At 57.9% G+C, this 23,654-nt stretch carries 22 protein-coding genes; 13 read left to right on the top strand and 9 right to left on the bottom strand.

Annotated features, from left to right (window positions below; genetic code table 11):
* Nucleotides 1–38: 38 nt before the first annotated feature.
* Nucleotides 39–965, bottom strand: a complete 927-nt coding sequence (locus ACU4F7_RS20775; RefSeq protein ID WP_481637679.1) for an omptin family outer membrane protease — start codon at nt 963–965, stop codon at nt 39–41.
* A gap of 352 nt (nt 966–1,317) precedes the next feature.
* The gene (locus ACU4F7_RS20770; RefSeq protein ID WP_152977078.1) at nt 1,318–2,391 is read right to left on the bottom strand and encodes an AI-2E family transporter; all 1,074 of its coding nucleotides are present in this window, start codon (nt 2,389–2,391) and stop codon (nt 1,318–1,320) included.
* Nucleotides 2,392–2,550: 159 nt separating this feature from the next.
* Between ACU4F7_RS20770 and ACU4F7_RS20765 the strand changes: the two genes are divergently transcribed.
* On the top strand, nt 2,551–3,771 hold the full coding sequence (locus ACU4F7_RS20765) for an MFS transporter (protein WP_029590626.1): 1,221 nt from the start codon (nt 2,551–2,553) through the stop codon (nt 3,769–3,771).
* Here the strand turns inward: ACU4F7_RS20765 and ACU4F7_RS20760 are convergent, their stop codons facing one another.
* Nucleotides 3,772–4,332, bottom strand: a complete 561-nt coding sequence (locus ACU4F7_RS20760; RefSeq protein WP_029590625.1) for a DcrB family lipoprotein — start codon at nt 4,330–4,332, stop codon at nt 3,772–3,774.
* 72 nt (nt 4,333–4,404) lie between these two features.
* Nucleotides 4,405–5,070, bottom strand: coding sequence for a 7-cyano-7-deazaguanine/7-aminomethyl-7-deazaguanine transporter (locus ACU4F7_RS20755; RefSeq protein WP_481637678.1), 666 nt, complete (start codon nt 5,068–5,070; stop codon nt 4,405–4,407).
* A 205-nt stretch (nt 5,071–5,275) separates the two neighbouring features.
* Between ACU4F7_RS20755 and tusA the strand changes: the two genes are divergently transcribed.
* The 4 genes from tusA to ACU4F7_RS20735 all read left to right on the top strand — a co-directional run bounded on the left by tusA (nt 5,276) and on the right by ACU4F7_RS20735 (nt 8,550).
* A complete protein-coding gene (tusA, locus tag ACU4F7_RS20750; RefSeq protein ID WP_024557076.1) occupies nt 5,276–5,521 on the top strand; it encodes a sulfurtransferase TusA in 246 nt (81 codons plus the stop codon).
* Nucleotides 5,522–5,708: 187 nt separating this feature from the next.
* Nucleotides 5,709–6,692, top strand: a complete 984-nt coding sequence (locus tag ACU4F7_RS20745; RefSeq protein ID WP_029590623.1) for a TRAP transporter substrate-binding protein — start codon at nt 5,709–5,711, stop codon at nt 6,690–6,692.
* A gap of 46 nt (nt 6,693–6,738) precedes the next feature.
* A complete protein-coding gene (locus tag ACU4F7_RS20740; RefSeq protein ID WP_481637677.1) occupies nt 6,739–7,248 on the top strand; it encodes a TRAP transporter small permease in 510 nt (169 codons plus the stop codon).
* Between the two features lie 15 nt (nt 7,249–7,263).
* A complete protein-coding gene (locus ACU4F7_RS20735; RefSeq protein WP_481637676.1) occupies nt 7,264–8,550 on the top strand; it encodes a TRAP transporter large permease in 1,287 nt (428 codons plus the stop codon).
* A 248-nt stretch (nt 8,551–8,798) separates the two neighbouring features.
* Here ACU4F7_RS20735 and zntA read toward each other — a convergent pair whose 3' ends face one another.
* Both zntA and ACU4F7_RS20725 read right to left on the bottom strand, forming a co-directional pair.
* Nucleotides 8,799–11,003, bottom strand: a complete 2,205-nt coding sequence (gene zntA, locus ACU4F7_RS20730) for a Zn(II)/Cd(II)/Pb(II) translocating P-type ATPase ZntA (protein ID WP_481637675.1) — start codon at nt 11,001–11,003, stop codon at nt 8,799–8,801.
* A 95-nt stretch (nt 11,004–11,098) separates the two neighbouring features.
* Nucleotides 11,099–11,725, bottom strand: a complete 627-nt coding sequence (locus ACU4F7_RS20725) for a lysoplasmalogenase (protein WP_029590618.1) — start codon at nt 11,723–11,725, stop codon at nt 11,099–11,101.
* 141 nt (nt 11,726–11,866) lie between these two features.
* On the opposite strand from ACU4F7_RS20725, the gene ACU4F7_RS20720 reads away from it, so the two are divergent.
* Nucleotides 11,867–12,232 (top strand): DUF2500 domain-containing protein, encoded by a 366-nt coding sequence (locus ACU4F7_RS20720; RefSeq protein WP_029590617.1) that lies wholly within the window; start codon nt 11,867–11,869, stop codon nt 12,230–12,232.
* On the opposite strand, the gene ACU4F7_RS20715 is transcribed toward ACU4F7_RS20720, so the two are convergent.
* Together ACU4F7_RS20715 and rsmD are read right to left on the bottom strand one after the other, a co-directional pair.
* Nucleotides 12,229–12,498 carry a DUF1145 family protein gene (locus tag ACU4F7_RS20715; RefSeq protein ID WP_024557069.1) on the bottom strand — a complete coding sequence of 90 codons (270 nt, stop codon included), beginning with the start codon at nt 12,496–12,498 and terminating at the stop codon, nt 12,229–12,231. The genes ACU4F7_RS20720 and ACU4F7_RS20715 overlap by 4 nt on opposite strands.
* A complete protein-coding gene (gene rsmD, locus ACU4F7_RS20710; RefSeq protein ID WP_481637674.1) occupies nt 12,488–13,084 on the bottom strand; it encodes a 16S rRNA (guanine(966)-N(2))-methyltransferase in 597 nt (198 codons plus the stop codon). Before rsmD ends, ACU4F7_RS20715 begins: the two co-directional genes overlap by 11 nt.
* Before the next feature lie 190 nt (nt 13,085–13,274).
* Between rsmD and ftsY the strand changes: the two genes are divergently transcribed.
* The 4 genes from ftsY to rpoH all read left to right on the top strand — a co-directional run bounded on the left by ftsY (nt 13,275) and on the right by rpoH (nt 17,622).
* Nucleotides 13,275–14,780 (top strand): signal recognition particle-docking protein FtsY, encoded by a 1,506-nt coding sequence (ftsY, locus tag ACU4F7_RS20705; protein WP_481637673.1) that lies wholly within the window; start codon nt 13,275–13,277, stop codon nt 14,778–14,780.
* Nucleotides 14,781–14,782: 2 nt separating this feature from the next.
* Nucleotides 14,783–15,451 (top strand): cell division ATP-binding protein FtsE, encoded by a 669-nt coding sequence (ftsE, locus tag ACU4F7_RS20700; protein WP_029590614.1) that lies wholly within the window; start codon nt 14,783–14,785, stop codon nt 15,449–15,451.
* Nucleotides 15,444–16,499: a permease-like cell division protein FtsX gene (gene ftsX, locus ACU4F7_RS20695; protein ID WP_035887361.1), complete on the top strand. Its 1,056-nt coding sequence runs from the start codon at nt 15,444–15,446 to the stop codon at nt 16,497–16,499. Before ftsE ends, ftsX begins: the two co-directional genes overlap by 8 nt.
* A 265-nt stretch (nt 16,500–16,764) precedes the next feature.
* Nucleotides 16,765–17,622: an RNA polymerase sigma factor RpoH gene (gene rpoH / locus ACU4F7_RS20690; RefSeq protein WP_024557064.1), complete on the top strand. Its 858-nt coding sequence runs from the start codon at nt 16,765–16,767 to the stop codon at nt 17,620–17,622.
* A gap of 56 nt (nt 17,623–17,678) precedes the next feature.
* Here the strand turns inward: rpoH and pdxR are convergent, their stop codons facing one another.
* Nucleotides 17,679–19,172, bottom strand: a complete 1,494-nt coding sequence (pdxR, locus tag ACU4F7_RS20685) for a MocR-like pyridoxine biosynthesis transcription factor PdxR (RefSeq protein WP_481637672.1) — start codon at nt 19,170–19,172, stop codon at nt 17,679–17,681.
* 118 nt (nt 19,173–19,290) lie between these two features.
* Here pdxR and ACU4F7_RS20680 point away from each other — a divergent pair, with 118 nt between their 5' ends.
* The 3 genes from ACU4F7_RS20680 (at nt 19,291) to ACU4F7_RS20670 (ending at nt 23,347) form a co-directional block, all read left to right on the top strand.
* Complete coding sequence (locus ACU4F7_RS20680) at nt 19,291–20,556, top strand: 4-aminobutyrate--2-oxoglutarate transaminase (protein WP_481637671.1); 1,266 nt, start codon at nt 19,291–19,293, stop codon at nt 20,554–20,556.
* A 196-nt stretch (nt 20,557–20,752) separates the two neighbouring features.
* A complete protein-coding gene (locus ACU4F7_RS20675; protein WP_481637670.1) occupies nt 20,753–21,994 on the top strand; it encodes an aromatic amino acid transport family protein in 1,242 nt (413 codons plus the stop codon).
* Nucleotides 21,995–22,243: 249 nt separating this feature from the next.
* Complete coding sequence (locus ACU4F7_RS20670) at nt 22,244–23,347, top strand: branched-chain amino acid ABC transporter substrate-binding protein (RefSeq protein WP_152977077.1); 1,104 nt, start codon at nt 22,244–22,246, stop codon at nt 23,345–23,347.
* Nucleotides 23,348–23,654 lie beyond the last annotated feature (307 nt).

Below are 23,654 nucleotides of genomic sequence, written 5' to 3'. Positions count from 1 at the left end.
AAAAATAACCAACAGGCCGTGGGCCTGTTGGTTGCTTTTCAGAAGCGGTATTGAATACCGGCAGTTATCATATAGCTTTCGTTTTCGATTCCTGAGGTGTTGCTTCCATAATATTCACGTTCGCCAGTGCGGTAATTGGCAACTTCCATGCTGCCTTTTTCTTTTTCATATTTAGCCCAGCTTAATTCAGTAAAGACTTTTACGTTTGGCGTGACGTAATAGCCCGCATCGACAGAGGCAAAATAATAGCGTGAGTTTTTAGTATTAGAGCGGAAAGTGGTATCGCCAAGATAGTGCTCATCATTATCTTTAGCTTCAACCCAGGGGCTGAACTTAAACAAAGCGTTAAATTCAACGTCCTTATAGCGGTACATTCCCGCTACGCCCATATATGGCGCGCTAAATTTTTGCTGATAGCCGATGCCGATTTCACCGCGGGGAAACTCGCCTTTGTCCGTACCGTTATCGTAATTGTACGTGCCGCCATACGAGGTCCAGCTATAACGAGTCTGTTGATAACCAACTACGCCGCCAAAGCGGTAGTTGGGCTGGTTAAAAACCCAACCTTTGATATTAATATCAAACTCATTGGCGTAATTAAGAGGCGTATCAGGGTGGGTGGATTTATCTGTCCAGTGCGACTGGCTTTCATCCTGCCAGTCATAGTCTTCCATTCCGCCGCTGCCCGAAGCAAGGGTCGTCCAGCCACGCGCGTTAAGTGTTATATAAGACACCGGCGTCCATGAAATGTCGCCTTTAATAATCGCCGCGTTTTTTATCTTCCAGTCAAGCTGGCTGACTTTATGTCCTTCATCATAAACATATTCTTTAGATTCGCCGCCAAGCCAACCCAGACTGGTATTAAACGTAACTTCATTATTTATAGACTGCCAGTTTTGTGCAGTTGCAGGAAAACATACGATAAAAGTAGTCATTCCAAGAGGAAAGATATATTTCTTAAGCATCAATAAATTCCTTTTGATAAGCGTGGGTCAGTCCGGTTCGATTAACGAGCTTAACCTGTATATTTTGTATATCTAAAAAAAGACAGAGCATCCTCGATTTGGCGGCGGTACTATAACCAAACTAAACAACATTAAAAATTGCGCAGGTCTACATATTTCCTTAATGCATTTTTTTATTCTTCTTGATACTTCTTCATTGGTGGATTATTTCATTGTAATTGAAGCGGTTAATCATTCATGAGCGGCAGTTGCGGAAAAAAAAGATTTTATCAATTTATGCAGAGAATCAATAAGCATTCTGTAAAAGTTAAAGCGGGCAATTGCCCGCTTTAACCTACTCTTTATTTTTATGCTATCCCGGTAAGCGGCTTTTCGGTCTGCCGGGCCCCAGCAGAATCGCGAGTTTGGCGCCGCCGGTGGTGGTTTCCATCCAGATTTTACAGACGCTGGTGAGCGGCACGGAGAGCAGCATGCCCACCGGGCCGAGCAGCCAGCCCCAGAAAAGCAACGAGAGAAAGACCACCAGCGTCGACATGCCGAGGCGGTGTCCCATCATGCGCGGCTCCACCATATTCCCCAGCACCATATGTACCGCCAGGAAAAGCAGGCCCACCATCACGCATTCGTAAAAGCCGTTAAACAGCAGCGCCTGGATCATGGGCGGAATGGCTGAAAGCACAGAGCCGATGTTAGGAATGTAGTTAAGCAGGAAGCCGAGCACGCCCCACATCAGCGCGAACTGCACGCCAAGCAGCGTTAACCCGAGCCAGATAATGGCCCCGGTCCAGAGGCTAATGAGCGTCTTAAGCGCCAGATAATGGGTCACTCCCTTCAGCGCGCGGTGCAGCCCGGCGATATGAATCTGCGGGTTGGAAAGCGCGAAGCGCAGTTTGTAGGGCAGGTGGCGCACCTCAAAAAGCATAAACACGACAGTCATCACCAGTAGCACGACGCTCGCCATCGCGCCGGAAAGCTGCGTCATCAGCATGGTGGCATAGCCCATCATCTTTTCGGAATCCATTCGCTGCAGCATGCGTTCCGGCGAGAGATGCAAATGCATAAACGGCACCATCCGTTCCAGACGCATTATTTTGCGTGAGAATTCGTTCGCATATTTTGGCAGCAGCGCAACGAACTCATTGAGCGAAGCGGCCAGCAGGCCGAGCAGCAGCGTGAGCACGAAAAGCATCGCGATGACCACAATAGTAATGGCGAACGAGCGTTTAAAGCCCCGGCGCACAAACCACGTGACCAGCGGGTTAAGCACGATGGCGAAAAACAACGCCAGCAATAATGGAACAATAATGTCGGCGGCGGCGTGGATGCCGGCCAGAATAATGACCAGCGCCGCCAGCTTTTGCAGCATATGCAGGCCAGCCTTCTGCGTGGCCGCAACCTCGTTGCTGCTGCCCGTCTTTCTGAGCATGGTGAAGTCCTTTTAAGTAGTCGCCCGTACTGTGTGGTTGTTTACAGTGTAGCCCTTTGCAGAAAGCGCGCCGGAGTAGAGCGTTCTGAAAGTGAAGGCTGATTTTCCGGGGTCGACATGTTTATACTGGCGCACTGTTGTTAATTTCCGGTGATTTCCATGCCCGACCGCGCCGCTGAACCGGCTATTAGCGGATTACGCCTTAATCTGCGCATCGTATCTGTTGTTATCTTTAACTTCGCCAGCTTCTTAACCATTGGTCTGCCGCTTGCGGTGCTGCCCGGCTATGTGCACGACGTGATGGGCTTTAGCGCCTTCTGGGCGGGGCTGGTTATCAGCCTGCAATACTTCGCCACCCTGTTAAGCCGTCCGCACGCCGGACGCGCCGCCGATACGCTCGGGCCAAAGCAAGTCGTGATTCTTGGCCTGTGCGGCTGTTTCTTAAGCGGGCTTTGTTACTGGCTGGCGGCAGAAACGCAAGCCTGGCCGCTGGCGAGCCTGGCGCTGCTCTGCCTTGGACGACTCATCCTTGGCGTAGGACAGAGTCTTGCAGGAACCGGGGCGACGCTTTGGGGCGTAGGCGTTGTGGGTTCGGTGCATATCGGTAAAGTGATTTCGTGGAACGGCGTAGTGACTTACGGGGCGATGGCGGTTGGCGCGCCGCTGGGGGCGCTGTGCTACGCATGGGGCGGGCTGCGGTTGCTGGCGGGCGTGATTATGGGCGTATCGCTGCTGGCGGCGCTGCTGGCGCTGCCAAGACCTAAAGTGACGGCCAGCAAGGGCAAACCGCTGCCGTTTCGCGCGGTGCTGGGGCGCGTCTGGCCCTATGGCATGGCGCTGGCGCTCTCTTCGACCGGCTTTGGCGTTATCGCCACCTTTATCACGCTCTTTTATCAGGCCAAAGGCTGGGATGGCGCGGCTTTCGCGCTGACGCTCTTCAGTGCCGCGTTCGTCGGCGGCCGCCTGCTGTTCCCCAACGGCATTAACCGTCTCGGCGGGCTGAACGTGGCGATGATCTGCTTTGCCGTGGAAGCGCTGGGGCTGCTGTTGGTGGGGCTCGCCGTCACGCCGCTGATGGCGAAGATGGGCACGCTGCTCGCAGGCGGCGGGTTCTCTCTGGTCTTTCCGGCGCTTGGCGTGGTGGCGGTGAAAGCGGTGCCGCAGCATAACCAGGGCAGCGCGCTGGCGACCTACACGGTGTTTATGGACTTGTCGCTCGGTATGACCGGGCCGCTGGCGGGCGTGATGATGGCTTACGCGGGCGTGCCGATGATTTATCTGGCTTCGGCGGCGCTGGTGCTGGCAGCGCTGGGGCTGGCGTGGCGGCTAAAAAAACGGCCTCTGACGCAGGCGCCAGAGGCCGGTGAAACGCGGCAGTGATTACTTCAACACAATGGTGTTGATGATATTTTCCGCCGCGCTCTGCGCCTGCTGCTGATTGTCGGCAGGCAGGGTGATTTGCATGGTCAGCAGTTTGTTATCCACATGGCCCAGCACGACAGACGAGTACGCGGTCTGGCCTTTGGCGGAGATAATGCTGTCAAGCTGCTGCAGCTTCTGGCCTTTGATCTCAACGGTTTTGTTGGTGACCACTTGCAGGTTCGGATCGCGGCTGCGCTGCTGATCTTCCAGTCGTTTAGCCAGCACATCGAGCGGCTCCTGGGTGTTATCGCCAAGAATGACGATAACCGCTTTCTCGCCGGTGGTGTCCGAGTAAACGTGCATGTTATTCGCCTGGGTGCCGAGTTTGCCGCTCTGGTCGGACATATCCGCCGGCAGGGAGAAGCTCAGCTTGCCATCCAGCAGGCTTACCGGCTGACCGCTGGCGGCGCTGCTTTCGGCCGCGTTGCCGGCAGCAGGCGCTTTGCTGTCGTTGTTGTCACAGGCCGCCAGCCCCATTACCAGCAGGCCAATACCGACATATTTTACCAGGTTGCGCATTGACTTATTCCTTTACATAAACGGTCATAACGACCCATCCCTGCATCTTAACACAAGAAATTCCGCGAACGTTTAACCGTGCTGCAACGCGGAGAAATCGGATTTATCTGCCAGTTTTTTCAACAGCATATTCAGCAGCACGCCATACATCGGCAGGAAGAAAATAATGCTGATAAGCACCTTAAAGCCGTAGTCCACCGCAGCGATTTCCATCCAGTGCTCGGCCATGAACGGATCGGGGCTTCGCCAGAAGGCGATAAAGAAGAACGACAGCGTGTCGCTGATATTGCCAAGCAGCAGGGAGGCGCCGGGCGCAAGCCACCACTGGCGGCTCTGGCGCAGACGGTTAAAGACATGCACATCCAGAATCTGCCCAAGGGCGTAAGCCATAAAGCTCGCCGTGGCGATACGGGCAACGAACAGGTTAAAGTGCGCAAGCGCGCCGAACCCTTGCCAGCTTCCCATGTAGAAAAGCGACGAGACCACGTAAGAAATCAGCAGCGCCGGCACCATTACCGCGAAAATAATGCGCCGAGCCAGCGGCGCGCCAAAAATGCGCACGGTCAGGTCGGTTGCCAGAAAAATAAACGGGAAGCTGAACGCGCCCCAGGTGGTGTGAAAACCGAAAATGGAAACCGGCAGTTGCACCAGGTAGTTACTGGACGTGATAACCAGCAAATGAAACAGCGAAAGCCAGACGAGCGCACGGCGGCGCTGGCTTGAAGTAAAGGGCGTCATATTGTGACCTTTTTGTTAGTTGGGGTGAGGGAACCCAGTTCATTCTTGCTTGAGGGCAGACGCGGCGCGTTTGCGCAAAAGCCGCCGCATAATACTGCTTTACGTCGTCAATGCAATGGTTAATTTTAACGCAATCGTTAAGCTCGCTTGCGCCCCTGACGTCTGCGCGTAAACTAAGGCGGTTTTTGACTGATCCGAGAATAAAATGACCGACCTGTTCGCCAATCCCGACCATACGCTGGACGCTCAGGGGCTGCGTTGCCCGGAACCGGTAATGATGGTGCGTAAAACCGTTCGCCATATGCAGGCAGGCGAGACGCTGCTTATTATTGCCGATGACCCGGCCACCACCCGTGATATTCCGGGCTTTTGCCGTTTTATGGAACATGAATTGCTTGCCCAGCAGACGGAAACGCTGCCCTATCGCTATATCTTGCGCAAAGGCCACTGATAATGCGTGGGCAGTCCCGATTAAGCGGCTGCCCTGAACCTTCGTCACATTCTTTTTAAAACCTTGTTTCAAAGCTTTCACTTTTGTGAGGCGCTTCACCTCCGTTTTACCAGGCTTAAGCTAGTTTTAAGCGGCAAATCAAAACAGCGTTTTATATCTTGCCTCTTACTCTGCTGGAGCTGACCCGATGAAAAAGACCTTATTAACAGGCCTGGCTGGCCTGTGCCTGTCCACCGCGTCACTGATGTTTGCGACCGCCGCGTCGGCGCAGGTGATCAAAGCTGCCGATGTTCATCCGCAAGGGTACCCGAATGTCGTCGCCGTCCAGCATATGGGCGATAAACTCAAACAGCAGACTAATGGCGAGCTGGAGATTAAAGTGTTTCCGGGCGGCGTGCTGGGCGATGAAAAACAGATGATTGAACAGGCGCAGATGGGCGCCATCGACATGATTCGCGTCTCGATGGCGCCCGTCGCCGCCATCCTGCCGGAAATTGAAGTCTTCACGCTGCCTTACGTTTTCCGCGATGAAGACCATATGCATAAGGTTATCGACGGCGACATCGGCAAGCAGATTGGCGATAAACTCACCAGCAACCCGAAATCTCGCCTGGTTTTCCTGGGCTGGATGGATTCCGGCACCCGCAACCTCATTACCAAAAACGCCGTGGCGAAGCCTGAAGACCTGAGCGGGATGAAAATCCGCGTACAGGGCAGCCCGGTAGCGCTCGCCACGCTGAAAGACATGGGCGCGAGCGCGGTCGCGATGGGGGTGAGCGAGGTTTACAGCGGCCTGCAAACCGGTGTGATTGACGGCGCGGAGAACAACCCGCCGACCTATATCGCCCACAACTACCTGCCGGTCGCTAAAAACTACACCCTGAGCGGCCACTTTATCATTCCGGAAATGCTGCTTTATTCCAAAGCGAAGTGGGACAAACTCAAGCCCGAACAGCAGCAAACCATCCTGAAGCTCGCCCGCGAAGCGCAAATGGAGCAGCGCGAGCTCTGGAATGCCTACAACAAGCAGGCCCTCGACAAGATGAAAGCGGGCGGCGTGCAGTTCCACGACATCGACAAAGCCTGGTTTGTGAAGGCCACTGAGCCTGTGCGCCAGCAATACGGCGCGAAGCACCAGGATCTGATGAAAGCGATAGCGGACGTTCAGTAATTCCCTGCGCCGGACAACCGGCGCTGCACCTTTTCCCGGAGGCGTTATGTCCCGCTTTTACTTATCCTGTATGGACAAGCTTTACCTGTTCGCCATGGCCGTCGCCGGGCTGGCGCTGGTGGTGATGACCGTTATCATCCCGATTAACGTTTTCTCCCGCTATGTTCTCAACCGTGCGGAGTCCTGGCCGGAGCCGGTCGCCATTATCTGCATGGTGACGTTCACGTTTATTGGCGCGGCCGTGGGGTACCGCGCCGGGTCGCACATCGCGGTGAACATGCTGACCGACCGTCTGCCGCCGTTCTGGCAGGGCCTGCTGGCGCGCGTTGTGGACGCCCTGATGCTGGTCATCTCGCTGGTGATGTTCTACTACAGCTACTTTCTTTGCCTCGAACTGTGGGAGCAGCCTGTCGCGGAGTTCCCTGTCGTCACCTCCGGGGAAACTTACCTGCCGCTGCCCATCGGCGCGGCGATCTTAATCCTGTTCGTCATTGAACGCCTGCTGTTCGGTTCCCAGGAGAACCGCCCGGTAGTGCTGATTGGCAACCACAGCTGACGGGGTGACATACCAATGGACGCATTCATTTTACTGGCCACCCTGGCGGTGTTGCTGGCGGTGGGCATGCCGGTGGCTTTCGCCGTAGGGTTAAGCGCTGTGGCGGGCGCGTTGTGGATCGAGCTGCCGCTGGAAGCGCTGATGATTCAAATCACCAGCGGGGTGAATAAATTCACGCTGCTGGCTATTCCGTTCTTTATCCTCGCGGGCGCCATTATGGCGGAAGGGGGCATTGCGCGCCGTCTGGTGAACTTCGCCTACCTGTTTGTCGGATTTGTGCGAGGCGGCCTGTCGCTGGTGAACATTGTCGCTTCCACCTTTTTCGGCGCCATTTCCGGCTCGTCGGTTGCGGATACGGCCTCTATCGGCAGCGTGATGATCCCGGAGATGGAGAAAAAGGGCTACCCGCGCGACTACGCGGCGGCGGTGACAGCGAGCGGTTCGGTGCAGGCTATCCTCATTCCGCCAAGCCATAACTCGGTGATTTATTCACTGGCGGCGGGCGGCACGGTCTCCATCGCCACGCTGTTTATCGCTGGCGTATTGCCGGGCGTGCTGCTTGGTCTGAGTCTCATGACGCTCTGCCTGGCTTTTGCGCGTAAACGCGGCTACCCGAAAGGCGAGGCTATCCCAATGAAACAGGCGTTGAAGATTTTTGTCGACGCGCTCTGGGGGCTGATGACGGTAGTGATTATCCTGGGCGGCATTCTGACGGGGGTATTTACCGCGACGGAATCGGCGGCGGTCGCCTGCGTCTGGGCCTTCTTCGTCACGATGTTTATTTACCGCGACTACAAATGGAATGAGCTGCCGAAACTGCTTTGCCGTACGGTAAAAACCGTCACTATCGTCATGATCCTGATAGGCTTCGCGGCGGCGTTTGGCGCGGTAATGACCTACATGCAGCTGCCGACGCGCATCACCGAGTTTTTTACGTCGCTCTCGGATAACAAGTACGTCATTCTGATGTATCTCAACATCATGCTGCTGCTTATCGGCACGCTGATGGATATGGCGCCGATTATCCTGATCCTCACCCCCGTGTTGCTGCCGGTGACCAACTCGCTTGGCATCGATCCGGTGCATTTCGGCATGATCATGATGGTGAACCTCGGGATCGGCCTGATTACCCCGCCGGTGGGTTCGGTGCTGTTTGTGGCAAGCGCGGTCAGCAAGCAGAAGATTGAAGCGGTGGTGCGCTCCATGCTGCCCTTCTACGTCGTGCTGCTGCTTGTGCTGGTGATGGTGACCTACATTCCGGCGATATCGCTCTGGCTGCCGAGAGTGTTGGGAATGATGTAAAGGGTTGGTTAACGTTGCGCTTAGCCGCCCTGGATACGCTGTTGGGGCGGCGGAAGGGCCTGTTTGCCGAAGCGCGGGCTTTCCATGACGCGCTCCCTCACGCGATGATATTAAGAGGGCTCGCCGCCCCCTTAACTATCCCGGTTCGCGGCAAAAGGGCCGCCGCCATAAACCACAACCACCGCACCGACGGTGGTTTGTTGTCGTATGGGTAAGCGCAGCGCCACCCCGTTTTACCTGTATACCCCTCACCGCCCTTTACGCAGCAGCCGCAGGGCGTTGGCGGTTACCAGCACCGTGGCGCCCGTATCCGCCAGCACCGCCAGCCACAGGCCGGTGATGCCGAGCAGCGTGGTGACCAGAAAAATGCCCTTTAACCCCAGCGCGATAGCGACATTCTGCCGGATGTTGCGGTGAGTCGCGCGAGCGAGTTTTATCACCGACGGCAGTTCCGTCAGGCGACTGTGGGTCAGCGCCGCATCGGCGGTTTCCAGCGCTACGTCGGTGCCGTTGCCCATGGCGATGCCAATGGCGGAAGCCTTCATGGCGGGCGCGTCGTTAATGCCGTCGCCCACCATCGCCAGCGGCGCGCGGCGGTTAAGCTCGTTGATGGCCGCGACCTTATCGCCAGGCAGCAGGTTTGCGCGGTAATCCATGCCTGCTTCACCGGCGATGGCTGCCGCAGCGCGCGGATTATCCCCCGTCAGCATTACGCTCTGAATGCCCAGCGCGCGAAGGCGTTCTACCGCCTCGCGAGCGTCCGGGCGAAGCGTATCGCGCAGCGCCAGCGTGCCGAGCAGTTCGCCTTCACATTCTACAAGCACCACCGTCTGCCCCTGCGCCTCTTGCTCGCGGATCCGCTGTCGCCAGCGGTCCGGTATCTCCAGCAGGGTTTTATCCGGCGCGCTAAGGCGCACGACGCGTCCTTCCACTTCGGCTTCCACGCCTACGCCCGCCAGCGTACGCTGCGCCCGGGTTCGCAACGGCGCCACGTTACGCTGCTCCGCCTCATGAATGATGGCCTGCGCCAGCGGGTGCGTGCTGCCCTGTTCAACGGCGGCGGCAAAGGCCAGCAAGGCGGCCTCTTCCAGGCCTCGCTCGGCGGTTATCGCCGTGACGTGCGGCTTTCCGGCGGTCAGCGTGCCGGTTTTATCAAACGCTATCTGCCGCACGCGGCCTAACATCTCCAGCGCCGCGCCCCCTTTTATTAGCACGCCACGCCGCGAAGCGGCGGCAAGGCCCGACGTGATAGCCGCAGGCGTGGAGATAACCAGCGCGCAGGGGCAGCCAATCAGCAGCAGTGCCAGCCCTTTATAAATCCACTCCTGCCAGGCGGCGGCAAAAAAGAGTGGGGGGATAACCATGACCAGCAACGCCAGCAGCATGATCGCGGGCGTATAGAGGCGGCTGAAGCGGTCAATGAAACGCTCGATGGGCGCGCGGCGCTCTTCCGCTTCTTCAATCAGCCGAAGGATACGGTCTATAGCGCTGTCGCCCGGTTCGCTCGTCACCTCAAGCTGCACCAGCCTGTCCACGCTGGTGGCGCCCGCCGCCACTTTTTCCCCCTGTTGACGCTCAACGGGCAGCGACTCACCCGTCAGGGCGCTTTCATCAAAGCTTGCGAAAGGAGAAAGCAGCCTGCCGTCCGCGGGCAAGCGCCCGCCCGCCGCCACCTCTATCACATCGCCGGGACGCAGAGTTTCCAGCGCCACGCTTTCACGCTGGCCGTTGCGCAGACGCACGGCGGTCTCCGGGCGCAGCGCCACCAGCGCGCTGACGCCTTTTCTCGCGCGCTTCGCCGCCCAGCCTTCCAGCTGCTCGCCAATGAGAAACAGCAGCAGCACCATCGCCGCTTCGGCGGTCGCGCCGATGATTAAGGCGCCCGTCGCCGCCACGCTCATCAGCGTCTCTATGGCAAACCAGCTGCCGCTGCGCATCAGCCGGAACGCCTGCCGCGCCACAGGCCACAGGCCGACCAGCGTGGTCGCCACGAAAGCCAGCTTGCCGTAAGGGTGGTTGAAACGCTCAAGGCCCCAGCTGATAAGCATCAGCGAGAGGAGGGTGATAATGGGCAGGTAATCGCGCCAGTTGGCGGTGTCGACCACCGGCGCGCGGGTGTCGCGCAGCGTGTAACCCGCCGCGCTGACGGCGCGCGCTATCGCTTCACGGGCTTCATCCGGCGCGTCTACCAGCAGTTTTTCGGTGGCGAACGCAACCTGTACCTGGCGTACGCCGGGAACCTGTCGCACGGCATTCTCTACCTTGCGCGCGCAGGCGGCGCAGTCCATCCCCTCCACGCGCCAGCTCAGACGAGCGGCGATGTCCGGCGTGGCTTTCGGCGCATCCGCCGCGCACGTACCCTCTGAGCAGCAGGGCTTCGCTTCAGGCAATGGATTGAGCTTCAGCTTCGCGAATTGCGGCGTTTTAACGGGGCCAGGAGAAGAAGAGGGCATGGCATCCTCCGGTAACGATAATTTTCTCATTACCGGAGGATACACTCTGGAGTCGGCTCCAGAGTCAAGGGAGAAAAGCGAGTTTTCGCTGGTTATCAGAGATAAAGCGAACGCACGATCATGAAGTGGCCGGCGAAGTAACAGGCCGCTGCGATGGCGCTGTCGGCGGTAAAGCGCTTACGGTAATGGCTGCCGAGCCAGACGATAACGCCGAGCAGCAACAGCGACGCGCCCACAAAGCCGGAGAAACTGGTATCGGTCGGGCGGAAGAAATAAAGCTCGCCCGCAAGCCACACCATGACCAGCGTCATGCCGATATACGTGCAGACCGGCCAGCGCAGCGTATCAAGCCGCGTCCAGATGGTGGCGATAAGCGCCGCGCCAATCACCAGCAGCGCCAGCGGCAGCGGCCAGAAGAAAGACATCGACATCTGGCTGGCGAAATAGATGGTGTAAAGCAGGTGCGAAAGGAAAAACGCCCCGGTGGCATAGAGCAACTGTTGGCGCGGCAACAGCGTCAGCGCATCGCCCGCAAGCGTCGCGACCAGCCCGGCAAGCACCAGATAGCCCACGGGTTCCGCCAGCGGCGCCTGCCAGGCGAGCAACAGCAGCAAGAGCAGCGTAAGCGGCTTAAATACCCAGCGTTGCCACGCCGGACCACGGTAGGAGGCATCCACATACAGCCAGCCGGAAAGAAGGACAGCAATAAACGACCAAAGCATGATAAGTCCCTGAATCAGTTATGGTAACGGGTGCGCTCAGCGCACGGCTCTACCTTTCAGTCTAGTGGTCGAAGCGTCGGGATGACAACGTCAGGCGCTACGGGGTATTCTTAAAATGTATCCGCAATTCAGGCAGCCAGCATGAGTAAACCACCGCTTTTTTTCATTATTATCATCCTCTTAATCGTTGTTGCCGCTTCATTCCGCTTTATGCATCAGCGGCGCGAAAACGGTGCCAATGACGCCGCGCCGGTGGTGGAAAAGCGTATGAAAGTGATGAACAAACGTGAAAAAGCGGCGAACGAGCAGCGCTCTCGCCAGCGCGAGGTGGCGCCGCCTGCGCAGACGATGCGTTATGAGGCGAGCTTTCGGGCGCCAGACGGCGGGCTGGCGATGACGTTTCGTCTGGAGGCGGGGCAATATCATGCGTTAACGGTGGGAGAGACCGGCACGCTCAGCTATCAGGGGACACGCTTTATTCGCTTCGTCCCCGACCCGGCCCGTTAACGCGGGCGCTTTTGCTGTTTCTGCCAGGCGAGAAGTTCAAACACGCCAAAGATAAAAATGCGCAACTGCTGCGCGCGGCTCAGCGCCGGTCCCTCTTTCGGCTGTGTCGCTTTCAGCAGGCTCAACTGCAGTCCGTGCATCAGCACCATAAAGATCAGCGCCACGTTGACGAAGATATTGAGCGGCCGCGGGAAAGGCTGAACGATATTCAGAATAAGAAAGGCCCAGACGCAGAGCATCAACAGGCGACCCAGATTAATCAACATCTTCTTCTCCTTGCGTTTCAAGCGAATAAAGGCGGTAAGCAACCTGTCCCGCGACTTTTTCGCGATGCAGCCGCCAGTTTGCCGGCACTGGCGGCAGGCCGTTTTCCACTTCGCTTTCAACATAGACCATCGCGCCGTTGGCAAGCCAACCCCGCGTTTCCAGCAGTTTCAGCGTCTCTTCCAGCAAGCCTTTACGAAAAGGCGGGTCGACAAAGACGATGTCGTACGGCTCGCCCGGCTGGTTAAGGTAATTAAGTGTGTTAGTGTTCACTACCTGTGCGTTGCTCGCCTTAAGCGTAGCGAGGTTCTTTTGTAACTGCTGCGCGACGCCGCGCTCCATCTCAAGCAGCGTGGCTTTTGCCGCATAGCGCGAGAGCGCCTCAAGGCCCAGCGCGCCGCTGCCGGCGAAACAGTCGAGGCAGCGGGCGTCCACCAGATAAGGGGCGAGCCAGTTAAACAGGGTTTCGCGCACCCTGTCAGTGGTGGGACGAAGGCCGGGGCTGTCGGGGACCGGAAGTTTCCGGCCGCGCCACTGCCCGCCAATAATGCGGATCTGTCCGCTGCCGGAGGTGGTGGGTTTCTTCATTATGCTCACTGCGCTCAACAATCTGGCCTGCTATTCTAGCGGCGCAGAGGGGCGGACGAAACCTCAATCCCCTCGCGTGCCGCCCCGCAGGGAAAGTGGTAGACTAACGTATTCATTTGCAATTTTTTCAGTACCCGCGCGGTGACGACGGGACTGCGCCATGACTTAACCGCGAGGAGTGTATTCGCCAATGGCAAAAGAGAAAAAACGTGGCTTTTTTTCCTGGCTCGGTTTTGGCCAGAAAGACGAGGCGCCAGCGCAGGAAGAACAACAAGTAGCAGAGCAGCAGGCGGTTGAAGAAAAACCGGCTGAAGCCACGCCCGTCGCGCCTGAAGAAGCGCAGCGCGAAGAACAGGCCGAGCCGCACACGCTCGCGGAATCGGAGACGTTTGCGCAGGATGTGGTGGACGTCAGCGAGCAGATAGCGCAAGAGCAAGAGGCGGCCGCCGCTCATGAAGAGCAGGAAACTGTCCAGCAAGCTGCGCCGCTTGAGGCGGAACCCGAGGTCGTGGCCGCCATTGAGCCAGAGCCCATCGCTGAGGTTGAGCATGAAACGCTGCCGTTGCCGGAAGAGATAACCGCAGAAGCGGAGCCGGAAGCCTGGCAGCCGGAGCAGGAAATCGAGTCGCAGGAAGAGGCCATCGACGAGGAAGAGCTCGCGGCGCTGGCCCTGGCGGCGCAGCCGGAAGCGGAAGAGGTTCTTGATGACCTCGAGGCGCAAGACGCGCCGGAAACCGCTGAAGAAGCGGCGCCCGTTGAGCAGGAGAAACCGACCAAAGAAGGTTTCTTCGCCCGACTTAAGCGCAGCCTGCTGAAAACCAAAGAGAATCTCGGTTCCGGATTTATCAGTCTGTTCCGCGGCAAAAAAATCGACGACGATCTGTTCGAGGAACTGGAAGAACAGCTGTTGATTGCGGATGTCGGCGTGGAAACCACGCGCCGCATCATCAACCATCTCACCGAAGGGGCCAGCCGTAAACAGCTGCGCGACGCCGAAGCGCTCTACGGTCTGCTGAAAGAAGAGATGGGCGACATTCTCGCGAAAGTGGATGAGCCGCTTAATATTGAAGGCAAGAGCCCGTTCGTGATTCTGATGGTTGGCGTAAACGGCGTGGGTAAAACCACCACCATCGGCAAGCTGGCGCGCCAGTTCGAGCAACAGGGCAAGACCGTCATGCTGGCGGCCGGGGATACGTTCCGCGCGGCGGCGGTTGAGCAGCTTCAGGTTTGGGGCCAGCGCAACAATATTCCGGTTATCGCTCAGCACACCGGCGCGGATTCCGCCTCGGTTATCTTCGACGCCATCCAGGCGGCGAAAGCGCGTAATGTTGACGTGTTGATTGCCGACACCGCAGGGCGTTTGCAGAATAAAGCGCACCTGATGGAAGAGTTGAAAAAGATTGTGCGCGTGATGAAAAAGCTCGATGTGGACGCGCCGCATGAAGTGATGCTCACCATCGACGCCAGCACCGGGCAGAACGCGGTAAGCCAGGCGAAGCTGTTCCACGAAGCGGTTGGGCTGACCGGCATTACACTGACCAAGCTCGACGGCACCGCCAAAGGGGGCGTTATCTTCTCGGTGGCGGACCAGTTCCACATTCCGATTCGCTATATCGGCGTCGGTGAACGTATTGAAGATTTGCGTCCGTTTAACGCGGGCGATTTTATTGAGGCACTTTTTGCCCGAGAGGATTAACAATGATTCGCTTTGAACACGTCAGCAAAGCCTATCTCGGTGGGAGACAAGCGCTGCAGGGGGTGACTTTCCACCTGCAGCCGGGCGAGATGGCGTTTCTGACCGGCCATTCCGGCGCCGGGAAAAGCACCCTGCTCAAGCTCATTTGCGGCATTGAGCGGCCCAGCGCCGGCAAGATTTTTTTCAGCGGTCATGAAATCAGCCGTCTGAAAAACCGCGAAGTGCCGTTCCTGCGCCGCCAGATTGGCATGATCTTTCAGGATCACCATCTGCTGATGGACAGAACGGTTTACGATAATGTGGCGATCCCGCTGATTATCGCCGGCGCCAGCGGCGAAGACATTCGTCGTCGCGTGTCGGCGGCGCTGGATAAAGTGGGGCTGCTGGACAAAGCGAAAAACTTTCCGATTCAACTCTCCGGCGGCGAGCAGCAGCGCGTCGGCATCGCCCGTGCGGTGGTGAACAAACCGGCGGTGCTGCTGGCGGATGAACCGACCGGCAACCTGGACGACGCGCTCTCGGAAGGGATTTTGCGTCTTTTTGAGGAGTTTAATCGCGTAGGGGTAACTGTACTGATGGCGACGCATGACACCGGGCTTATCTCCCGCCGTGCGTACCGCGTGTTATCCCTGAGCGACGGGCATTTGCATGGAGGCCTGGCTGGTGAATAAACGCGACGCGCTTAATCAGATTCGCCGCTTCAGCAACAAGCTGAACGATTACAACCAACAGCGGCGCGGGGGCGAACCGGGCAAGCCTTCGCCAAAGCGTGCGAAGGCGACGAGCGGCAAAGGTAAATCCCGTAAGGGCGGCATTAACGAGCAGATGCGTTACGCCTGGCAGGGCGCGCTGGCGGACCTGAAAAGCAAGCCGTTCGCGACGTTTCTGACGGTGATGGTTATCGCCATCTCTCTGACGTTGCCAAGCGTCTGCTATATGGTTTACAAAAACGTCAACCAGGCGGCCTCGCAGTATTATCCTTCGCCGCAAATCACCGTCTATTTCGACAAGACGCTGGATGATGATGCTGCGCAACAGGTGGTGGGGCAGCTTCAGGCCGAGCAAGGCGTGGAAAAGGTGAATTACCTGTCGCGCGATGAGGCGCTTGGCGAGTTCCGCAACTGGTCGGGCTTTGGCGGCGCGCTGGATATGCTGGAAGAAAACCCGCTGCCCGCCGTGGCGGTCGTCGTGCCGAAACTGGATTTCCAGGGCACCGAAGCGCTCACCACGCTGCGCGATCGCATCTCCCGTATTCACGGCATTGATGAAGTGCGTATGGACGACAGCTGGTTCGCCCGCCTGGCGGCGCTGACAAGCCTTGTGGGCCGCGTGTCGGCGATGATCGGCGTGCTGATGGTCGCCGCGGTGTTCCTGGTTATCGGCAACAGCGTGCGTCTGAGCATTTTCGCCCGGCGCGACACCATCAACGTGCAGAAACTGATTGGCGCAACGGATGGGTTTATCCTGCGTCCGTTCCTGTATGGCGGGGCTTTACTTGGCTTTTCGGGCGCTTTACTTTCACTGATTCTTTCAGAAATTTTGGTGCTGCGGCTCTCCAGCGCGGTCTCTGACGTGGCGAAGGTTTTCGGAACCACTTTTGAAATCAACGGTTTGTCTTTCGATGAGTGCCTGTTGTTGCTGCTGGTTTGCTCGATGATCGGCTGGCTGGCCGCCTGGCTTGCCACCGTGCAACATTTACGTCACTTTACCCCCGAATAAAAAATATTTGTTATAATCATCCCCTGCTACGAGTTCCCGTTGCAGGGGATGCAGTAACGCTTATCACCGCTGTACCTCTTGCCGCGTTTTTCATTGCTCTGTCACAGAATGTGTGTAATTTATTCACAGTTCCGCATGGAACTTGTGGATAAAATCACTGTCATAGTGATGAGCGAATGGTAGTCTCGTTGCTCACAACGCCGGTGCGTCTGTTGCCTGATGGGGACATACCAACGCCGGTAAGATGTCGAATGAGAGGATTTGAATGACCAAAGAAATGCAAAATTTAGCTTTAGCCCCGGTAGGTAACCTGGAGTCTTATATCCGGGCCGCCAACGCCTGGCCGATGTTGTCGGCAGACGAAGAGCGGGCGCTGGCTGAAAGGCTGCATTACCAGGGCGATCTGGAAGCAGCTAAAAAGCTGATCCTGTCTCACCTGCGCTTTGTTGTTCATATTGCCCGTAATTACGCAGGCTATGGCCTGCCGCAGGCGGACCTGATTCAGGAAGGCAATATCGGCCTGATGAAAGCCGTGCGTCGCTTTAACCCGGAAGTGGGCGTGCGCCTGGTCTCTTTCGCCGTGCACTGGATTAAAGCGGAAATTCACGAGTACGTGCTGCGCAACTGGCGCATCGTGAAAGTCGCTACCACTAAAGCGCAGCGCAAGCTGTTCTTTAACCTGCGTAAAACCAAGCAGCGTCTGGGCTGGTTTAACCAGGACGAAGTGGAAATGGTGGCCCGCGAGCTGGGCGTTTCCAGCAAAGACGTGCGCGAGATGGAGTCGCGTATGGCGGCGCAGGACATGACGTTTGACATGTCCTCCGATGATGACGCTGGCGAAGGTCAGCCTATGGCGCCGGTACTCTATCTGCAGGATAAATCGTCGAACTTCGCCGATGGCATCGAAGACGATAACTGGGATGAGCACGCTGCGGACAAACTCACCTACGCGATGCAGGGCCTGGACGAGCGCAGCCAGCAGATCATCCGCGCCCGTTGGCTGGATGAAGACAACAAGAGCACGCTGCAGGAGCTGGCCGACCGTTACGGCGTTTCCGCCGAACGCGTACGTCAGCTTGAAAAGAATGCGATGAAAAAACTGCGCGCCGCTATCGAAGCGTAACCCGCGTCAGTCCCGTGAACGCCCCGCTGAGCCTCCGGCCGTGGGGCGTTTTGTTTTTATAGCCCTTCGGCTGCCTGCGGGCAGATTTCATTAATGCATTGCATCAATGCCTTAAACGCCCCCTCCATTTTCTCCTCTGGCACGCAGGCAAACCCCATCAGCAGGCCGCGCCGCCGGTTTTCCGTCAGGTAGTAACTGGAGAGCGGCCGCACCAGGATATCGCGAGCGTTGGCACGCTTTGCGATGGCGATATCGTCCGCCTCTGGCGGCAGGTTCAGCACCAGATGCAGCCCGGCGTTATCGCTGAAGTCGGAAAGCGCCTGCGGGCCAAGATAACGGGTTATCAGCCCGGTGAGGAAGGCGCGCCGCCGCCCGTAAAGCAGGCGCATGCGCCGGATGTGGGCGCTGTAATGGCCCGCTTCGATAAACTCCGCCAGCGCCGCCTGGATAAGCGAATGGCCGCCGCGATAAAGCTCGGCGTGCGCCGCTTTCATCTCCTGCGCCAGCGCGCGCGGCAGCACGACATAGCCCAGCCGCAGCCCCGGATAGAGCGTTTTGCTGAAGGTGCCGATGTAAATCACCGGCGGGTCGGGCATTAGCCCCTGTAGCGCCGGAATTGGCTGGCCGGAGAAGCGAAATTCGCTGTCATAATCATCTTCCACAATCCAGCTGCCGTTCTGGCGCGCTAATGCCAGCAGCCGTTGACGGCGCTCCAGGCTCATCACCGCGCCGAGCGGGTACTGGTGAGAAGGGGTAACGAAGATCAGGCGCGGCGCGGCGTTTGTGCGCTCCGGCGGAACCAGGCCGGCGGAGTCCACCGGCACCGGACAAATTTTCACGTCGTTCATCTGGAGAACGTTGCGTATCCCCCAGTAAGAAGGCTCTTCCACCCAGGCTTCATCGCCGCGGTCGCACAACATGCGCGCCACCAGATCGATGGCCTGATGAATGCCTTCGGTGATCAACACCTGTTCCGGCGAGCACTGGACCGAACGGGCTACCCGCAGATAATTCGCCAGCGCATGTTGCAGCTCCGGCGTGCCGCCCTGGCTGCTGTAGGTGAGGCGCTGCGGCGTAGGACGGCGGCTGATGCGCGCCTGCATTTTACTGAAAAGCTGATGGGGAAAAGCGTTCACATCCGGCACGCCGGGAATAAAGGCTCCCCACTGGCGCGGGCTGGCGCTGATGTGATCCAGCAGCCATTTCCCTCGGGAAGAGTAGCTGGCAGGGGGTGCGTCAATATGCTCCCCAGGCGCCATTACCGGCGCAGATAACAGTTTGTCCGGCGCCACATCGGCGACGAATGTTCCGCTTCCCTGACGAGACAAAACATATCCTTCCGCCAGCAATTGTTCATAAACTGTTAAAATTGTGTTGCGTGAAAGGCCAAGTTCACGGGCAAGATCCCGGGTGGGAGGAAGGCGGCATTGCGGCGGCAGGCTGCCGTCCAGAATCGACAGGCGGATAGCGTTATAGAGTCGCTTGTGTAGCAATTCGTCCTGCTGCTCGCCGAGCCGGACGGCTAAGAGGTCGGCCACTAAAGAACGCAATTGGATCCCTCAATTAAACCAGACTGGTACTCGATTATAGGGCCATAGACTGGGTAAATAAACGTCACTGTTTCAGGTTTGTTGCTAAAAAGTGACGTTTATCAGCAGGAGATTGAGGGTGAAAAATTCAGATTTGAATCAACGTCGTCAGAGCGCCACCCCACGCGGTGTTGGCGTCATGTGCGGTTTTTACGCCGAGAAAGCCGAAAACGCGACCCTGTGGGACGTGGAAGGCAACGAAGTTATCGACTTTGCCGCGGGCATCGCGGTGCTGAACACCGGTCACCGTCACCCGATGGTCGTCGCGGCGATTGAAAAACAGCTGCAGGCGTTTACCCATACCGCCTACCAGATCGTTCCTTACGAAAGCTATGTGTCGCTGGCTGAGCGCATCAACGAGCGCGCCCCGGTCAACGGCCCGGCGAAAACCGCGTTTTTTACGACCGGCGCGGAAGCGGTGGAAAACGCCGTTAAAATCGCCCGCGCTTATACGCGCCGCCCGGGGCTGATTACCTTTGGCGGCGGGTTCCATGGCCGTACCTTTATGACCATGGCGCTTACCGGCAAAGTGGCGCCTTATAAAATCGGCTTCGGGCCGTTCCCCGGTTCCGTTTACCACGGTCAGTACCCGAACGAGCTGCACGGCGTTTCGGTTGACGACGCCATGGCGAGCCTTGAGCGCATCTTCAAAGCGGATATCGCCCCGGATCAGGTGGCGGCCATTATCCTCGAGCCGGTGCAGGGCGAAGGGGGCTTTAACGTGGCGCCGCCCGCCTTTATGCAGGCGCTGCGCGCGCTGTGTGACGAGCACGGCATTCTGCTGATTGCCGACGAAGTGCAGACCGGCTTCGCCCGCACCGGCAAGCTCTTCGCCATGGAGCATTACGGCGTGAAGGCAGACCTTATCACCATGGCGAAAAGCCTGGCGGGCGGCATGCCGCTCTCCGGCGTGGTAGGGCGTGCCGACGTGATGGATGCGCCCGCGCCGGGCGGCCTTGGCGGCACCTATGCCGGCAACCCGTTAGCGGTAGCGGCGGCCCACGCCGTGCTGGATGTCATTGAGCAGGAAAACCTGTGCCAGCGTGCCCAGGGGCTCGGCCTGCATCTGGTTGAAGTGCTAAAGCAGGCGCGCGAGCGCTGTCCGGCCATTGCCGATATCCGCGCGCAGGGCTCAATGGTGGCGGTGGAGTTTAACGATCCGCAAACCGGCAAGCCTTCGCCGGAATTCACTCGCGAAGTGCAGGCCCGTGCCCAGCAGGAAGGGCTGCTGCTGCTGAGCTGCGGCGTTTACGGCAACGTCATCCGTTTCCTTTATCCGCTCACTATTCCCGACGCGCAGTTCAGCAAAGCGCTCGACATTCTCTCCCGCGCCTTAACGCGCTAAGGGAACCGGACATCCCGAGGGCGCCTGCGTTATGGCCTGTTATCGTTCGACAGGCCATGACAGCGCGCCTTTGGGCTCTCAGGCAGGGACCGCGCCTTTAAGCCGGACGCTTAACTCTCATTAAAAGCAAAAAAGTCAAACACGTGAACACACTCGCTACCGGCGCCTTCAGCCGTCGGATATTTAAGGAAGAATTATGTCTGAAAACACGACTCCCGCCTCGCTCTGGCGCGCCCGCGAACGGACCGCCGCACCCGCTAAATCGTTAAGCTTCGTGGAAGGCGTCGCGATGATCGTCGGCACTAATATTGGCGCCGGGGTGCTTTCCATCGCTTACGCCTCCAGCAAAGCAGGCTTTTTGCCGCTGCTCTTCTGGCTGGCGCTCGTCGGCACGCTGACCACCATCACCATGCTCTATGTTGCGGAAGCCACGCTGCGCACCCGCTCGCACTTACAGCTGAGCGGCCTGGCGGCGCGCTATGTCGGGCGGTTCGGCGCCTGGATGATGTTCGCCTCGGTTTGCGTCAACAGCGTAGGGGCGCTCACCGCCTACATGACCGGCAGCGGTAAACTCCTTCACTCGCTGTTTGGTTTGTCGCCCGCCATGGGCAGCCTGCTCTTTTTTATCCCGGCGGCGGGCGTGCTCTGGCTCGGCCTGAAAGCCATCGGCCGCGGCGAGAAATTTATCAGCATCGGCATGGTGGTGATGATAAGCGTGCTGGTGGTGGCCACGCTGCTAAAAGAGACAACGCAGGTTCGTTACCTGCTGGATGGCGACTGGCGCTACATGGTGCCGGTTTTTAACGTCACCGCCTTTTGCTTTGCGGCGCAATATATCGTGCCGGAGATGGCGCGCGGTTTTGCCGATAAGCCGGAAAAGCTGCCGAAGGCGATTATCGTCGGCATGGCGTTGACCTTCGCGCTGCTTACCGCTGTGCCGCTTTCGGTGATTGCGCTCAACGGGCTGGAGCAGGTTTCAGAAGTGGCGACTATCTCCTGGGGACGCGCGCTGGGCGAGTGGGCTTTCTTCTCCGCTAATATTTTCGCGCTCTGCGCCATGCTCACTTCCTACTGGGGGCTTGGCGGCAGTTTCCTGACCAATATCTTTGATAAATTCCGCCTGGGCGACGACGCGCAGCCGCTTAAGCGCGTTGGCGTGCTGCTTATTGTGGCGCTGCCGCCTTTCGCGCTGGCCTACAGCGGCATGGTCTCCTTTGTGAACGCCCTCTACTTCGCCGGGGTATTCAGCGGAGTTATCCTCTCCATCATGCCTATTCTCATTCTTAAAGGCGCCCGCCGCAGAGGGGAGCTTACGCCGCGCTGGCAGTGCAGCTGGAGCACACATCCGCTGATTCAGGCGACCATCGTGTTGCTCTATCTTGCGAGCGCGGTTTATGCCGTGCTCTCCGCCCTCGGTTATCTGCCCGCAGGCTGGTAAACCCCGATATCACGCCGCCCGACTGGCGCGGCGTATATTTTTTCGCCATATCCTGCCGATATTGACGTGAAAAATAGTGATTCCAAATTCAAAAAAATGGGGTATGTTTTAGCAGAGTATGCTGCCAGGACACGGGTGGTATTCGCCGTATATGGCATTAAATGCTGAACTCTATTGTGAAGCTAAAATAAAGTGTCAAAACAAAACAACAACACAACTGCAAAAACCATAACAATGGGGAAGCTCAGGATGAAAATGATGGGTAAAGCCTTACTGGCGGGATGTATCGCTCTGGCAATGAGCAGCGCGGCGATGGCGGAAGATATTAAAGTCGCGGTGGTCGGGGCGATGTCCGGTCCGGTAGCGCAGTACGGCGACCAGGAGTTTACTGGCGCTGAGCAGGCGATTAAAGACATCAACGCCAAAGGCGGCATTAAGGGCAATAAGCTCGTAGCGGTAAAATATGACGACGCCTGCGACCCGAAACAGGCGGTCGCGGTAGCGAACAAAGTGGTCAACGACGGCATTAAATATGTTATCGGCCACCTCTGTTCCTCTTCCACGCAACCTGCGTCTGACATTTACGAAGACGAAGGCATTCTGATGATCACCCCGGCCGCCACCGCGCCGGAGCTGACCGCTCGCGGCTACCAGCTGATCCTGCGCACCACCGGTCTGGACTCCGATCAGGGGCCGACGGCGGCAAAATACATTCTGGAGAAAGTGAAGCCGCAGCGCATCGCCATCATCCATGACAAACAGCAGTATGGCGAAGGCCTGGCACGCGCGGTGCAGGACAACCTGAAAAAAGGCAAAGCGAACGTGGTCTTCTTTGACGGCATTACCGCGGGCGAGAAAGATTTCTCCACCCTGGTGGCGCGCCTGAAGAAAGAGAACATCGACTTCGTTTACTACGGCGGTTATCACCCGGAAATGGGGCAGATCCTGCGCCAGTCTCGTGCAGCGGGCCTGAAAACCCAGTTTATGGGGCCGGAAGGGGTAGCGAACGTGTCGCTCTCGAACATCGCAGGCGAATCTGCTGAAGGAATGCTGGTTACCAAGCCGAAGAACTACGATCAGGTGCCGGCGAACAAACCGATTGTAGACGCTATCAAAGCGAACAAGCAGGATGCGAGCGGCGCTTTCGTCTGGACCACCTACGCCGCGCTGCAATCGCTGGCGGCAGGCCTGAACCAGAGCGACGACCCGGCGGCTATCGCCAAATACCTGAAAGGCAACTCCGTAGAAACGGTGATGGGCCCGCTCTCCTGGGATGAAAAGGGCGACCTGAAGGGCTTTGAGTTCGGCGTGTTTACCTGGCATGCTAACGGCACGGCCACCGACGCCAAATAATTTCCCCGGCGTCTTTCGCACTACAGCGGCGTTAGCTGCACCCTTCAACCCTGGTCACTTACGGATGTAAGCTCCCGGGGATTTCAGGGTTTGCCGCCTTGCTGTAGCACGAAATCCCTGGGGAAATATGTTGCTGCGTCTTTCGCGCTACAGCGGCGTTAGCTGCACCCCTCAACCCCGGTCACTTACGGAGGTAAGCTCCCGGGGATTTCAGGGTTTGCCGCCTTGCTGTAGCACGAAATCCTTGGGGAAATATGTTGCTGCGCCTTTCGCGCTACAGTGGCGTTAGCTGCACCCTTCAACCCAC

The organism is Franconibacter pulveris (assembly GCF_056780215.1).
The sequence above is the reverse complement of the archived record's forward strand: the minus strand, read 5'-3'. Positions and strand labels throughout refer to the sequence as shown.